The sequence below is a fragment of the Shewanella sp. 1CM18E genome (assembly GCF_023161665.1).
Classification (GTDB): Bacteria; Pseudomonadota; Gammaproteobacteria; order Enterobacterales; family Shewanellaceae; genus Shewanella.
Window position 1 is genome coordinate 265,579 of record NZ_JALNTW010000002.1, and the last position, 15,050, is coordinate 280,628.

General features: G+C 42.8%; 12 protein-coding genes. 2 read left to right on the top strand and 10 right to left on the bottom strand.

Annotation, left to right across the window (positions count from 1 at the left end):
• Nucleotides 1-55 precede the first annotated feature (55 nt).
• From MSG37_RS04355 to MSG37_RS04365, 3 genes are all read right to left on the bottom strand, one after another.
• On the bottom strand, nucleotides 56-1,105 hold the full coding sequence (locus MSG37_RS04355; protein WP_248469356.1) for a 3-oxoacyl-ACP synthase III: 1,050 nt from the start codon (nucleotides 1,103-1,105) through the stop codon (nucleotides 56-58).
• A 260-nt stretch (nucleotides 1,106-1,365) separates the two neighbouring features.
• The gene (locus MSG37_RS04360; RefSeq protein ID WP_248469357.1) at nucleotides 1,366-2,607 is read right to left on the bottom strand and encodes a methyltransferase; all 1,242 of its coding nucleotides are present in this window, start codon (nucleotides 2,605-2,607) and stop codon (nucleotides 1,366-1,368) included.
• A gap of 145 nt (nucleotides 2,608-2,752) precedes the next feature.
• The gene (locus MSG37_RS04365) at nucleotides 2,753-3,931 is read right to left on the bottom strand and encodes a chemotaxis protein (protein ID WP_248469358.1); all 1,179 of its coding nucleotides are present in this window, start codon (nucleotides 3,929-3,931) and stop codon (nucleotides 2,753-2,755) included.
• Nucleotides 3,932-4,168: 237 nt separating this feature from the next.
• Here MSG37_RS04365 and MSG37_RS04370 point away from each other — a divergent pair, with 237 nt between their 5' ends.
• On the top strand, nucleotides 4,169-4,402 hold the full coding sequence (locus MSG37_RS04370) for a DUF1289 domain-containing protein (RefSeq protein WP_248469359.1): 234 nt from the start codon (nucleotides 4,169-4,171) through the stop codon (nucleotides 4,400-4,402).
• Between the two features lie 74 nt (nucleotides 4,403-4,476).
• Here MSG37_RS04370 and MSG37_RS04375 read toward each other — a convergent pair whose 3' ends face one another.
• The 6 genes from MSG37_RS04375 to MSG37_RS04400 all read right to left on the bottom strand — a co-directional run bounded on the left by MSG37_RS04375 (nucleotide 4,477) and on the right by MSG37_RS04400 (nucleotide 13,073).
• The gene (locus tag MSG37_RS04375; RefSeq protein ID WP_041410992.1) at nucleotides 4,477-4,839 is read right to left on the bottom strand and encodes a YajD family HNH nuclease; all 363 of its coding nucleotides are present in this window, start codon (nucleotides 4,837-4,839) and stop codon (nucleotides 4,477-4,479) included.
• 110 nt (nucleotides 4,840-4,949) lie between these two features.
• On the bottom strand, nucleotides 4,950-6,926 hold the full coding sequence (locus tag MSG37_RS04380) for a BCCT family transporter (RefSeq protein ID WP_248469594.1): 1,977 nt from the start codon (nucleotides 6,924-6,926) through the stop codon (nucleotides 4,950-4,952).
• A 571-nt stretch (nucleotides 6,927-7,497) separates the two neighbouring features.
• The gene (phoU, locus tag MSG37_RS04385; RefSeq protein ID WP_248469360.1) at nucleotides 7,498-8,208 is read right to left on the bottom strand and encodes a phosphate signaling complex protein PhoU; all 711 of its coding nucleotides are present in this window, start codon (nucleotides 8,206-8,208) and stop codon (nucleotides 7,498-7,500) included.
• A gap of 20 nt (nucleotides 8,209-8,228) precedes the next feature.
• The gene (gene pstB, locus MSG37_RS04390) at nucleotides 8,229-9,047 is read right to left on the bottom strand and encodes a phosphate ABC transporter ATP-binding protein PstB (protein WP_248469361.1); all 819 of its coding nucleotides are present in this window, start codon (nucleotides 9,045-9,047) and stop codon (nucleotides 8,229-8,231) included.
• Nucleotides 9,048-9,078: 31 nt separating this feature from the next.
• On the bottom strand, nucleotides 9,079-10,731 hold the full coding sequence (gene pstA, locus MSG37_RS04395; RefSeq protein ID WP_248469362.1) for a phosphate ABC transporter permease PstA: 1,653 nt from the start codon (nucleotides 10,729-10,731) through the stop codon (nucleotides 9,079-9,081).
• 86 nt (nucleotides 10,732-10,817) lie between these two features.
• Nucleotides 10,818-13,073 carry an ABC transporter permease subunit gene (locus tag MSG37_RS04400; RefSeq protein ID WP_248469363.1) on the bottom strand — a complete coding sequence of 752 codons (2,256 nt, stop codon included), beginning with the start codon at nucleotides 13,071-13,073 and terminating at the stop codon, nucleotides 10,818-10,820.
• 284 nt (nucleotides 13,074-13,357) lie between these two features.
• Here MSG37_RS04400 and MSG37_RS04405 point away from each other — a divergent pair, with 284 nt between their 5' ends.
• The gene (locus MSG37_RS04405; RefSeq protein WP_248469364.1) at nucleotides 13,358-13,855 is read left to right on the top strand and encodes an ACT domain-containing protein; all 498 of its coding nucleotides are present in this window, start codon (nucleotides 13,358-13,360) and stop codon (nucleotides 13,853-13,855) included.
• 144 nt (nucleotides 13,856-13,999) lie between these two features.
• On the opposite strand, the gene MSG37_RS04410 is transcribed toward MSG37_RS04405, so the two are convergent.
• Complete coding sequence (locus MSG37_RS04410; RefSeq protein ID WP_248469365.1) at nucleotides 14,000-14,740, bottom strand: GGDEF domain-containing protein; 741 nt, start codon at nucleotides 14,738-14,740, stop codon at nucleotides 14,000-14,002.
• Nucleotides 14,741-15,050 lie beyond the last annotated feature (310 nt).

Sequence of the window (15,050 nt, forward strand, 5' to 3'; positions counted from 1 at the left end):
GGCAAACTTAGCGTTTGCAGACAACAACGCGAGCAGTGTCCGCGTTAATCATGCCTTACCACTTAAGGCCTAACATCATGCAGTTCAAACCACTGCCTATTCCTAAAAAGCTCACTTGGTCACCGCTTTTCAAAAAGCCTTGATCGTGTGCCATTGCCGCAGTAACAGGCAAAGATACTGTGCCCATGTTGCCCAGCAACTTATAGGTTGGAAACTCTTTCTCTTCTGGAATATTTAGTGCACTAAGTACATTGCGGCGGTTAGAGGCGCCCACTTGGTGACAAATAACTTTATCGACTTGCTCAACTAACCAGTTACGTTGCTCAAGGAAGTGACTCCAAGTATGACGAGCAAGCTCCACACCTTCTTTTAACAGCGCGACACCGTTAGTACGCATAAATTCGCGATACAGTTGAGGACCTGCTTCTTCAAGACCCCACTGGCATAGATCGTAATGCTGCGGCGCCGACAGATGGCTAGCACCTAATAACTGATGTTGACGGTTACCTTTAAGGTTTAAACTGCCATCTGTTAGCAATACAGCAACTGCGCCAGAGCCACCGGTTAAGGTTGCTAACGACTGGGCATAGTTTTGCATTGTTGGCTCAGCAAGCATTTTATCAATAGTGATATCAACAATATGACGAGCAGACTCACAAGAGACCACTAGGCCGGCTTTAATTTGACCCAGTTCAATACGGTTAGCGATATCTAAAATGCCCGAAAGCACACCCAAACAGGCGTTGCTGATATCGTAAATAGCGGTGTCTTTAGAGACGCCAAGCTCGGCGGCAATACGGCAAGCAGTAGCAGGCTCATGTTGATCACGGCATACACCGGTATAAACCACTGCGCCTAAATCGCTTATCTGCACGTCAGTTTCAGCAATGGTTTTATGGGCTGCAGCTAATGCACCATCAGATAAACGGTGCCCTTTAGGCCACCAGCGTCTTTCATGTATTCCCGTTAACGTGGCAAGCTGCCCCATTGGAATACGAAACTTTTGGTATAAAGGCGCTAAACGCGATTCAAGCTCCGAAGTCGACACAACTTCTGGCGCTAGCTCGTAGGCCATACTATTAATAAAAACGCGGGAATATTTCATGAAACTGCTTTTAGTCGCTCACAAGATTGGCGGATTAACAGCCTATCAAGATTGTTATTTATTATTAACCAGCCATTTGAGCAAGAAAATCCCAATGATTCAATAAAAAACCGCATTACATCGCTCTTTTAATCTGATCTATCTTAGACTTTACTTGAAAAATGGCGTCACTTTTCGCGCGGATTCAATCACAGCTAACTTAATTACAACTTAATAAACAATTTGTTACGACAAGATTAAATTAAGCTAGCCTAGAATTATTATTTAAATGCAGTAATTAACGCATTTCTCGGTGTAATACTGTTTGCACAAAATTCACTCAAATTAACTTGATAGCCATGCTCTTCTAAATAGCAGACCCTATCGAGTAATAACCATTGCTCAAGTGTGGTTCTAAAAAGATGAGCCACTAAATCGATACGACGGGTCAATTTTTGCCGCTGCTCACCTAGTTGGCAATAATGCTGCCAATCGATGTCACCGGTTAATTTAACACTTTTCGCTTCAGCAGCCCATTTACAAAAGTCACTAAACTCTCCATTTAACTGACTTTGTTTTATTGCTGGTACCGGCAAATAGCTATCCGTTTGGCGCGCCTCGCGTTGCAGCGCATCAAAGCCCAAGCGCCAAACCATTTCCTGCAAGCGATAGGCTTTATGTTTATCATTTGCAATAACGCTTTGCTGCAGTGGTAACTGTAGATCGGCGCGGCTTAACTTAAGCTCACTGGCTTGGGCAACTTTAGAAAGGGCTTGATATTGTTTGTCTCTGATTAAATGATAACAACACGGTGAGACCACTAGTTGCTTAGTGCCAGCGTCTGTTGCATGTTTAAGTAGCTGCACATGTAAGTCACCACAAGCGTGCAGTGCTACCGCTAACTGATCACGATGAAGTTGCTCACTTTGGCCAGCAAAGGCATCGGCACAAATAAAACGCTGGGGTAACTGCCATTGCTTCGCAAATTGCTCACCCGCGCTGCATAAGCTTTGCTGCCACTCAAGACTGACAACTTCTCTGTGCTGCGCTTTAGCGATTAACCTGCCTAAATGGCCTTTACCCGCGCACCACTCAAGCACAGGCGTATTATCTTGCGGCAATTGTGCCACAAAGGCATTAATTTGCTGCCACTTACGCCCTTTAATATGGGCACTAAAGTGTGGCTCATCGGTATCATCGAGTAACTGAGGCGTTGATAACGCCTCAGTATCAACTGGCTTTGCATTACCTATGGCTGACTGCTCCAACAGTTCAATAGGCCAGTCTTTAGCTTGTGCGGTTAAATCAGCAATTAATGCGGGCAATAAGGTTTTATTTAATGTGTACTGGCAGGCATCAATCTTATCGAGCAGTTCATCATCTAACTGCCAGACTAACTTGGCAAGCGCAGGGAACTCCTGTTGCCAGGGTAAATCCTGACACTCAAATGAGCGACAGCGCCATAGCATCTGGCTCTGAGTGAGTAAGGTATCGATTTGCTTTAGTTTTTGCTCTGCAGTCATGGAATTGATAATAGCTTTTATATTGAAGTAAAAAGATGCACTAATGAAAACGAGCAGCTTAGTGGCTGCCCGTTAGTTTATCATGCGATAGCTAAATATAGCGATGCCAGCAGACTATTGCTTAGCTGCGGCAACTTAACAGCGGCTACTTAGCAGCTTCAGTCTTTAACTCATTCGTGGTTTGCTTTTTTATCTGCATCCGCTTACCTAGCCACACACCTAAGCCCAGAGGGGCAAAAAAGACCACAACTAAGAAAAGTACAAAGTACAAAATTAAGCTCTTAAGGGTTTTAGTGATCTCTTGAAAAACCACTTCTACCGCATTTTGCGAAATTTGCTCTAAATCAACAGCCGCAGCTGCGCGCTCACGGGCCACCATAGTTTCCAGCGCTTGACGCTCGGTTTTTACCATTAGCTCTAATGCTTGGCGCTCAACCGATAACTGTTTTAGCTTATCGTCAGTATCAGCGCTCAGCTGAGCTAACAATGGGGTTAACTCTTTACGCATATCAACAGCTAAGGCTTGCATCATTTCAGGGCTTTGCGCCATCAGCTGCTGAAACTTAGCTGATGTGTCGCTAATACTGGTTAAAGTACGCTGAATTTCATCGGCATTGATATTAGAATGCAGTGCGTATAGCTCTGCTTTCCAACCTAAGATTTTTGGCATCTGCTCGGCAATCATCGCCATACGGTCAGAAATGTCGCTCATCACCTCAGGCACAGTACCAAAAGTGGTGATGGCATCAAATTCGCTAATTTGGTGAAACTCAAGCCAGTCAGTAAATGCAGATTCACGCGCAAATGCCATATCCTTGATTGGATGGCTAGCGACATACTTTTTAACGAACTCTTGGTTCTTGTTAAATTTAGCAGCGCCGAAACTCTTTACAGTACGCTCGAATTGATCACGTAATTTAATGCTTGCTTCAACTGCAACAGCTTGCTGCTCGCCAAAAACATTTTTACCTGCACCAGACTCAAAAAACTCCACCATTTGCTCGGTGAACACCCAAGTATCTAACATAGCTGCCGTTGGTGAGGCTTGGAAAATCGTATGTTGCAGGTTTTGCTCAGCATTAATCTTCCACATTAAGGTGTTAGATTTAACCGGAATACTGTCTGTGTTGCGCTCAATCAGATCTGCAGCGCTTTCAACTTGGCTATAGAAAACCGTGCTAAAATCACGGCTAAATACGCGCATATTTAACTGTTCTTGTGGCAATGGTTCGATACCACTTTCCAACTTAACTTCTAGCAGTGAACACCCGTTTAGCAGTGTTGCTGCAACAGCGATAAAACAAAAGCGAAACACCGCTTTCATAACTCCTCCAAAAAACACACAATACATTGAAATAAAAGGCCTAATAGCCAATATGCATCAATACTATCATCGGTTTATGCCGTTACCTATTGCTATGTCAATTATGGACTACTCACGCGCATTGTGCGGCGCTTGAGCAAAAGATTCTCACCAAGCAAATAAGTCCACGCTTGTAAGTTCTAGTTAGCTACCTTAAGATCCGCCGTAAATTCGAACAAATAAAAAGCTAATTCTATTATGCAATCACCCTGCGTTGCTCGCTGCGGATTAAACGATGAAGATTATTGTATGGGCTGTTATCGCCATATTGATGAAATTGTAGGCTGGGGCAAAGCCAGCGATGAACGTAAAGCTGAGATTTGGCAAAACATCAACGCCCGTAAAACCAATATGCAAGGTGGGGAGAATAGCGCTATTTTAAGTCGTGATAAGTGGTTAGAAGCAGAAAGCCGTATTAAAGAGGTGGATTAACCCTACAGCAAAAAATAGGCACAAAAAAGCCGCTAAAAGCGGCTTTTTAATGTTTGCGTAATCGCTATATTGCGTTACTTTTTCAGCATGCTTTTTAAATCTGCGAACGGATTATAAGTTGCTGCTTCAACTTTAGTTTCAGTGGTTGAACCGTACTGGATCAACTCTTCAAACTTTGAGTGTTCATTATCGTGGCAGTAAAGACACAACAGCTCCCAGTTTGAACCATCTGATGGATTATTATCGTGGTTGTGATCACGATGGTGCACCGTCAACTCTCTCAGATTGGCATTATTAAATTCACGAGTACAACGGCCGCAAACCCATGGATATAATTTTAGCGCTTGCTCGCGGTAACCCACTTCACGCTTTGCTTTATATTCTCTAGCTTCAGCCAATACTCTATCTAACTTACTTTGCCCTTGATTGGTCGACATTACATTTCTCATTTAAAGTTTGTTACCTAGACTCGATTGTATACCGAGTCTAGGTAGATTTCATCGCAAATTATCCGCGAATATGAGCCGCGATTTATTTACTGAGCAAACTAGTTCGCTTCGCTACCTAAGTACTCAGAACTTGAAAGGTGCAAGTAATGTAAGTACTTCTCGTATTGGGTCACTACATCGGCTAACAGCTGATCTTGAGTAAAGCCCATCACATCGTAATGTTGACCACCGTGCTCTAGGAATACTTCAACGCGGTAGTAGGCTGTATCACCTTCGGCAACTTCACTTTCAAGCGGGTTCGTAATACTAAATGCACGGATCCTAAGACCATAAACAAAGTCATTATGCTCTTCACTGTGCACCACAAAGCGCACACGATTATCAAAATTTAAGATCTCAGCTGAAATCGAACGACTTAAGAAGCTTTCACATACTTTAGTTAATGCGGGCTGCGCCACATCATCTAAGAAGTCTTGCGCCTCTTGCTGGCTAGGGTGCGATAACAACACGTCAATGTGCGACTCCCAACTCACGTTCGTTTTAGTAAACTGTACGCTGGTATTGTGCGATTGCACGCTATTGATCTTAAGCCAGTCATCTTTAAGCGCAATATACAAGCCAAAACACATCAGTAACATAACAATTAAGAATGGCAGAGCACTCGCAATCGCTGCTGTTTGTAACGCTTGTAAGCCACCCGCTAGCAATAGCACCGATGCTACAACACCTTGCATTAACGCCCAGAAAATACGTTGCCAAACTGGCGCATTGTGATCACCACCCGATGTTAAGTTATCAATAACTAATGAGCCAGAATCTGATGATGTTACAAAGAAAGTCACCACCAAACAAAGGGCAATAGAAGATAGTAAAGTCGAGAATGGCATATGCTCAAAGAATACAAACAGCGCGACTGATACATCTTTAGATACCGCATCAGATAAGTAAGTGCCGCCGTTTGAGATCACTTCAATAGCGCTGTTACCAAAACCTGTCATCCATAAAAATGTTAGTGCTGATGGCACAAACAGCACGCCTACTAGGAACTCACGAATAGTACGACCACGAGAAACGCGAGCGATAAAGGTACCAACAAATGGTGACCATGAGATCCACCAGCCCCAATAAAGAAGCGTCCAACCACCAATCCAATCGTTCTTTTGCTCGTAGGCGTACAGGTTAAATGTTTTACCTACAATATCACTTAAATAAGCACCGGTGTTTTGCACAAATGCTTGCAGTAATTCAACTGTTGGGCCAAAGATAAGCACAAATACGAGTAGTAATACTGCTAGCAATAAGTTCAGTTCACTTAAGCGTTTAACGCCTTTATCTAGACCTGAGAAAACCGATAGCGTGGCAATACCACACACACCAATAATCAAACATACTTGAACAGTTGTGCTAACAGGCACATCAAGTAGGAAGTTAAGTCCAGAGTTTAGCTGGAATACACCAAAACCAAGTGATGTCGCCACACCAAACATGGTACCGAGTACCGCAAACGTATCGACAGCATGACCAATTGGGCCATAAATTTTATCGCCAATTAGCGGGTATAAAGCGCTTCTTGGTAATAAAGGGAGCTTATGGCGGTAAGAGAAATATGCCAAACTCAATGCCACGACAGCGTAAATCGCCCAGGCATGAATACCCCAATGGAAGAAAGTGATCTTCATGGCATCTTTTGCCGCTTGAATGGTCATTGGATCTGCATCAGGTGGCGACATATAGTGCATCACCGGTTCTGCAACGCCAAAGAACATCAAACCAATCCCCATACCCGCTGAGAACAGCATGGAGATCCAGCTCTTGTAGGTATAGTCGGGTTCAGCATGATCAGGGCCAAGCTTAATATCGCCAAAACGGCTGACCATAACGAAGATGATAAAAATAAGAAAAACGGCCACACCAAGGATGTAAAGCCAACCAGCTTTAAGCTCAAACCAAGATTGTGCGGTTTTAAAAATATCTTGTGATTGTGTTGGCCATACCGCACAAACAACAACCATTAACGTGATTAATATAACTGATGAAAAAAAGACGGGTGGATTAATGCTCGATTTTATCGACATAGAGTTACCGAAATTAATTAAGTACACGCAATTATTCTAGCTTGCGCGACAAGGCCGCCATGTTGTGTTGTGTATTAACAGATAATCACAATACACTGACGGGGTTATTATTGTGTTGTTAGACTCATAAGTGAAACTCACCTTAAACATGCTAAGGGCCCCAAAAATTATCTAAAACGATAGATAATGCCTTGGGTGATTTAACATATTAATACCAATCAAGAAAATATTTGCTTTCACTTTAGCTACTAGAATGGCTTAAGTAATAAGCACTTACTTACCTTAAAACGTACAACAAATCACATTGAATAGCCCAACTTGAAAACACCGTATTACGGCCGGTTCAGCTATTAAATGGGATTTTACTAACAGGGAGCTACAACACACTATTCACTTACACTATACATTATTTATCGGCTTAACGGTTTCGTCTATAGCCCATAAATAAAAAAGCAGCTTAATCGCTGCTTTTTTGTATCACCAAACTCAACATTTATAAAAAACTGTGAACCCAATCTCACCACCACTCGTTAACATTTGATTCAACTGATGATACATCTGCTAATAAATATTAAATTTTTAAGTCTTTTTCCATCTCTTCATAAGAGATGTGACGCACATCTTTACCTTTTACATAGTAGATGATGTATTCACAGATATTTTGACAACGGTCCCCTACACGCTCTACCGCGCGCGCAGCCCAAAGCACATCCAGCACCTCAGGAATTGAGCGAGGATCGGCCATCATATAGGTCATTAATTGGCGGATAATGCCTTCATATTCTGTATCGAGCTTTCGGTCTTCTTTATGTAACTCTAACGCGACATCGGCGTCCATACGCGCCAATGCATCAAGTGTAGAGTGCAATGTGCGGGTTGCGTGGCGGCCCATATTTTCAATGCTAACCAAGAGTGGCTGCTGATTTTTAGAACGCTTATCCATCGCAGCTTTTGCAATTTTTACACAAGCATCGCCAATACGTTCAAGGTCGGTAATAGTTTTTGAAATCGCTAACACTAAGCGTAAATCACTCGCTGCAGGTTGGCGTTTAGCAATAATTCGAGTGCACTCTTCATCGATTGCGACTTCCATGCCATTAACTTTGTGGTCACCGTCTATCACTTTTTGCGCGAGCTCAGCATCTAGTGCGCCTAACGCATCTAATGATTGCTCTAATTGACGCTCAACAAGGCCGCCCATCGCCAATACACGGTTACGGATATCATCAAGCTCAGCGTTAAACTGTCCTGAGATATGTTTATTTAAATTCATGTTTTCCATTGCAATAATTCCTATCTCGATTAACCGTAACGACCAGTAATGTAATCTTCAGTCTTTTTCTGCTTGGGCGTGGTGAAAATGGTATTGGTATCAGCGTACTCAATTAACTCGCCCATATACATAAAGGCAGTTTGATCTGATACACGCGCCGCCTGTTGCATGTTGTGCGTTACGATAACAACGGTATATTTCGATTTAAGGTCAGTGATCAACTCTTCAATTGTTAAGGTTGATATAGGATCCAGTGCAGATGTTGGTTCATCAAGCAGCAATACTTCAGGCTCAATCGCAATCGCGCGCGCAATCACTAGACGTTGTTGCTGACCACCCGACAAGCCGAATGCGTTGTCGTGCAGTCTGTCTTTCACTTCATCCCAAATCGCAGCGCCACGAAGCGAGCGCTCTGCAGCATCGTCAAGCTCGCGGCGATTATTTACCCCTTGTAGGCGTAAACCGTAAACCACGTTTTCATAAATTGATTTAGGGAATGGGTTTGGGCGCTGAAACACCATACCAACGTTACGACGAAGCGCCGCTACATCCACTCTTTTATCGTAAATATTCTGACCATGTAGCATGATCTCACCGCCAATATGGCAGTTGTCGACCAAGTCATTCATACGGTTAATACAACGAAGCAATGTCGATTTACCACAACCACTCGGGCCAATAAACGCGGTCACCTTTTTCTTTGGGATCTTCATCGACACATCAAACAGTGCCTGCTTATCGCCATATTTAAGATCCAAGTTGCGGATCTCTAGGGCTGTTTGTTCTTCTGTAAGGTTTTCAAGGTCTAGCATATCAGTCTTCATTACCGATTGATCTATTGAAATCATGTTCTGTCCTACTGCTTAGGATAATCGTCAATTAATGCTCAAGCGAACGATATTTTTCGCGTAAGTGGTTTCGTACACCAATGGCAGTTAAGTTAAGTGCCACAATTACCGAGACCAAAAGGAATGAAGTAGCGTATACCAAAGGACGCGCTGCTTCTACGTTAGGGCTTTGGAAACCAACATCATAGATGTGGAAACCTAAGTGCATGAACTTACGTTCTAAATGCACAAATGGAAAATTCATATCAATAGGTAGTGTTGGCGCAAGCTTTACCACACCTACTAACATAAGTGGTGCCACCTCACCTGCTGCACGGGCAACGGCTAAGATAAGTCCGGTCATAATCGCAGGGCTCGCCATTGGGATGATAATCCGCCATAGCGTCTCTGCTTTTGTAGCACCTAGTGCCAAACTACCTTGACGTACCGAACTTGGAATGCGGCTTAAGCCCTCTTCAGTCGATACGATAACAACTGGCAAAGTTAAAATGGCTAAGGTTAATGCAGACCAAATCACACCGGGTGAACCAAAGGTTGGTGCTGGTAGCGCCTCTGGGTAAAATAGCTGATCTAACGTGCCACCAAACATGTACACAAAGAAGCCTAAACCAAACACACCGTATACGATTGAAGGAACACCAGCCAAGTTAATCACCGCGATGCGGATCATCTTAGTCACAGGGCCTTTCTTAGCATATTCATGTAAGTAGATTGCGGCGATAACCCCAAACGGCGTCACAATAACGGCCATCAGCATCACCATAAACACGGTACCGAAAATCGCTGGGAATACACCACCTTCAGTATTGGCTTCACGTGGGTCGTCACTGACAAACTTGCCCACTCCCACAAACCAGTGACCGATTTTGCCAATAAAGCTTAAGCGGTTGGCGTAGGCAACATCTAAAATGGTATCAAGTTTTAGGGTGACCTCTTCGCCGCGCATATCGCGAATAACAACAGCGTCGCGTCCCGCCTGCGTTTTCAAGGCAAAGAACTCTTTCTCTACCACTAAGTACTCAGCGTTTAGCTTAGCTTTAGCCGCTTCAATTTCAGCTTTTCTCGAATCAGTTAGTGCGTTATCCAACTCATAACTGCGAGCTTTTAAGCGTAGATTCTCAAGCTCGTAGTTAATGGAGCCAATAACACCTTTTTGCAGAGATAGTGCTTGCTCATTTAAATCGACTGCGCGGTCAATATGCGACTCAAAATCTGCTTCAATATCTTGTGAAGTTAAACGTTTACCGTCTTCGATAATTGCAATTGGATAACCGTAAAAATCACCATTTTTACTACGCTCAATCACTGCGATATCTTCAGGCTTAGAACGCGAAATAATATCCGTTGCTAAAATCCAGCGAAAATCTAGGCCTACAAATTCACGGTTACCCGTTTTAACTAAGTAACGGGTAACATTGTCGCCCACTTCAGTATCAAACTTATGCCCGGCTGCAATTAAGCGCTCCGTAGGTACTTCTTCTTTATCGTAGATTTCACCAATTAAGGTATAACGCTCACCTTGTTGGTTTTTCATTTCCCACTGATAAATATCAGCTGGCCAAAAGTAACTTAGGCCGCGCCATGCAATTAGCAACAACAAACCCAGCACTGCAATTAAGCTGATACTGACGGCGCCGCTGGTCATCCAAATCCAAGGAGAACCCGATTTAAACCACTTACCCATTTGCTAAACCTCTTAAGGCATTTGCCGAAATTGTATTTAGTGAAATTTTATTCAACATCATTTTCTTATCATCCATAACAATGGGGTTAAAGTGAGCTGTAACGTTCACGTAAACGCTGTCTCACCACTTCCGCAATCGTGTTGAAGAAGAAAGTAAAGATAAACAGTACAAAGGCCGCTAAGAACAGCACTCGGTAATGCGAGCTGCCAATTGCCGACTCCGGCATTTCAACTGCGATGTTGGCAGCAAGAGTACGCATGCCTTCAAACACGCTCCATTCCATAATCGCAGTATTACCTGTTGCCATCAGTACAATCATGGTTTCACCAACAGCGCGGCCAAGTCCCATCATCACTGCAGAGAAAATACCCGGGCTTGCTGTCAGCAATACCACTCGAGTCAGCGTTTGCCATGTGGTTGCACCAAGTGCCAAGCTGCCATTTGATAAATGGCGCGGAACAGAGAACACCGCATCTTCTGCAATAGAGAAAATAGTAGGAATAACAGCAAAGCCCATCGCAATACCAACCACCAAAGCGTTACGTTGGTCAAACGTAATACCTAGCTCATTAGTAATAAACATACGGGTGTTGCCATCAAATAACGCTAGCTCCAACGCTGGGCTGATAGCGAACGAGAACCAACCAACAAAAATAATAATCGGCAGTAAGATAAGCTCTTGATAGGTATCTGGTAGACGCTGTTTCCAGCTTGCTGGCATTTTATGCCAAGCGAATGCCGTTGTTAAAATTGAAATCGGTAGCAGCACTAGCAGTGTTAAAATACCGGGTAGGTTGTCTTCAATTAATGGTGCTAACCAAAGACCCGCTAAGAAGCCCAAAATTACCGTAGGCAAGGCTTCCATAATCTCAATGGTCGGTTTGACAATGGCGCGCACTTTTGGCGACATAAAATACGCAGTATAAACTGCGCCAGCAATCGCAAGCGGTGTAGCAAATAACATGGCGTAAAGTGCCGCTTTCATGGTACCAAAAGCCAGTGGCATTAAGCTTAACTTAGCCTCGAAATCATCTGAGCCTGATGTTGATTGCCATACATATTGAGGCTCTGGATAACCTTCGTACCAAACCTTTTGCCACATCGCGCTCCAAGACACTTCAGGGTGAGTGTTAGAAACACTGAATAGATTAAGCTTGCCATCGGCCTCTACAACTAATGCATTAGAGCGAGGGCTAAAGCCGACTGTTCCAGGATTTTTAAGGCCAAGGTTTTCAGAGAAAAGCTGCTTTTCACTGGTTGTGTATAGCAAGCTTAACTCGCCGTCTTCAGTAATTGTGACAAAACTCTTACGATAAAACTCTGACGCTACACTGTGAATGTCGCCTTTAACGTTAAAGTCTCTGATCTCTTGGTATTGACGACCTTGCTCACCATTTACTTGGAAGTACTGTTGTACAACACCGTTATCGTAGCTGACCAATAATGAACTAGCGCCAGCAAGCAAAGTAACGTTAGTGACTTTGGCTTTTGCACGGCCAAGTGAAAGCACTTGGCTTAACTCAACAGCTTCAGCGTCACGAATGTTATAAATAAACAGTTTATTGTCTGAACTTAAAATCAACTGGCGTTGATCTGGCGTCATTAATTGCTGCTGCACGTTAACAGGAGAATCAGGAATGATGCTGTTATAAGCCATCCACTCTACTTCTTCCGTCATCATGTTCTCTTCGCCTTCTTGGCGAGAAAGGTGCCAAACTTTGTCATCAGTTTGATAAACAAAGCTCATTTTATCGCTGCTGTAATCAAATACTAAGTTGTTTATTGCGCGCCCTTCTCTGTCGACTGTCAGTGCTTCGTTACCATTTAAAAAGCGCACTTTAGGCGTGATTAAACGTTTGTCATCTGGATAGGTTACGCCAAATTCAACACCTGCGATAATTACTTGGCCATTATCTAAACCCAAGGCAAAACGTTGCTCACTCGGCACAGCTGCAGAACTGCTAACCACTTGAGTGCCAGCAGGAGTATTAATTTGTTCACTTCTAAGCAACTGCGATGTGTGAGTGTCATAAAAGTCGACTTTACCCAGCTGCGATACTCGGTACATGATTTCATTTTGCTCATCGCTACCCACCATTAATGCAGGCTTAGCGTCATGAAACTCAGCACTTACAACTTCTGTAACATCAGCACTGTCGAAGATTGGCTTTACTACATAAAGTAGATAAAAGAAGATCAATAGCAGCGCAACAAATACCATGGTTCCACCTACGGTGACACCAATTTGGGCTGCTTTATCCTTGATTGCTCTGCGCGTCGTCCCATTGTTTATCAATAGGTTTTTGGCTGCAGGTCCAGGCTGAGTTACCTGAGTTTCCATTAAGAACCTCGATTATTATAAAGCCAGTCAAAGTTTAACTGGGATTGTATTAACGACTATGCTAACACTAGAAGCGTGCTTTGATTTGCCACGACATTAGCTCAGCATATTTTAATGTGGTGCATTATATGACGCAAAAATGACACTAGTGTTACAACGGTGAACTAAAAGCCGACTTAATGAGCAAGAATTTCCGATGTAAATAGCTGGGCAATGAAGCGCTATCTTATAGATTTAGAAAGAATATATACCCTTTGACGTGATAAATAATGGAGTAATATCAAATGTTAAGATATTTAGTTACCTTGCAAGCTAACGACAGAGAAGGCTTAGTAGAGCAGATTGCCCACAGCGTGAGCAGACACGGCGGCCACTGGTTAGATTCAGAGTTACGTCACATTGATGGTATTTTCGCCGCTATTTTATTATTAGAAGTCCCTTCAGCTCAGTGGGATGAATTAATTGAAACATTAGAATTACTGGACGGTGTTGCACTTACCTACGCTAAAACCAGCAAACCACAAGCTAAGAACAAACACGTTAGTTACTCATTGGTCGCTAATGACCGACCAGGTCTTGTACATCAAATATCTAATAAAATTAGTGCTCTAGGAATAAACATTGAACATATGAGTACTCGTTATGAAAGTGCTAGTCATACCGGGATCCCGCTGTTTAGAGCCGACTTTAATGTTGGTATGAACAGCCATGATGAAGATAAACTAACCCAGGCGCTTTATGACATTGGTGATGATGTGGTGTTAGATAATCTATCAGCATAATCTCGTCTATTTCCGAGTAAGCCTAGCTACCTAGCTATCGACAGTTAGGCTTATTAATCGCTTCTTTGTTTATCACTAAATAACTTAGTATTACCAAGCTTCATTAGACCAGCTTTGCTCGTCCAAGCAACAAACAAATATGCTTTAGCTACCATGCACAATCGTTCGATTTCTGCCGCTATTTTTTGCAATATAAAGTGAGCTATCCACTTTATGCAGCAAGCTCTCGATAGTGTCCATCTTAGTTGGAACCAAAGATAATAAACCTATGCTGACAGTGTACTTTATCAAGGTATTTTGTACTTTAATCGGCGAATGACCGAGAGCTAGATGCAAACGCTGAGTAAATAGATATGCTTCATCCGCAGAAGTATTTGGTAAAAATACCGCGAATTCTTCACCACCTAACCTGCCAGTGACATCTGATTGTCGGCAACAACTTTTCAAGACCTTGGTAAAATTCGTTAACGCTAAGTCACCGGTAGAATGGCCATAAGTATCGTTAATAGATTTAAATTTATCCAAATCTAGCGCAACAATGGATACGCTGATTTGTTCGCGAATCGCGTAATTAACGAGTACTTTTGCATCATTAAAAAACGCGCGCCGGTTCAATAACTCTGTAAGTGGGTCTAGAGATGCAAGTAATCTCATTTCTTGCTCAAGCGTGCTGACCTTCATCAAAAGTCCTAGCAAATACCATGAGACAACGGGAGTCACGGTTAACGGCGTCAAAATTGCTGCGGCTAACCCAATATTACTAATAGCGCTACCTTGCCAAACATAAAATACCATGGAGGTAATAAATAAGGATGTGGATACGGATATACCAGTTATGAGTAGGACGATGCCTGACCGTCCAAGTTTATGGATTGTTTGGATCATTAGTTCTATTTTACAATCGCCAAATAGGCTATAAGCCCTGATTAGACCTAAGTATAGATGAATCGCCTAAAACAAGTTTGTGACATGAAGCGGTGGGGCTGGATAATACACCCAGTTCTGTGATAGGGGCAACATATGCTTATCTTAAAGCATAAATCGGCAAATTAAATAAGTTCAGTATCACTAACATCTAATCTTTAAGTCGCTGTAAATTTTACTAAAAAACAACCCCAGAGACAAAAGCAACTGGGGTTATTTAGGATGGTTTTAAGCAGCAAATTGATTAATTTTTAACAGCAATAAATAAGCA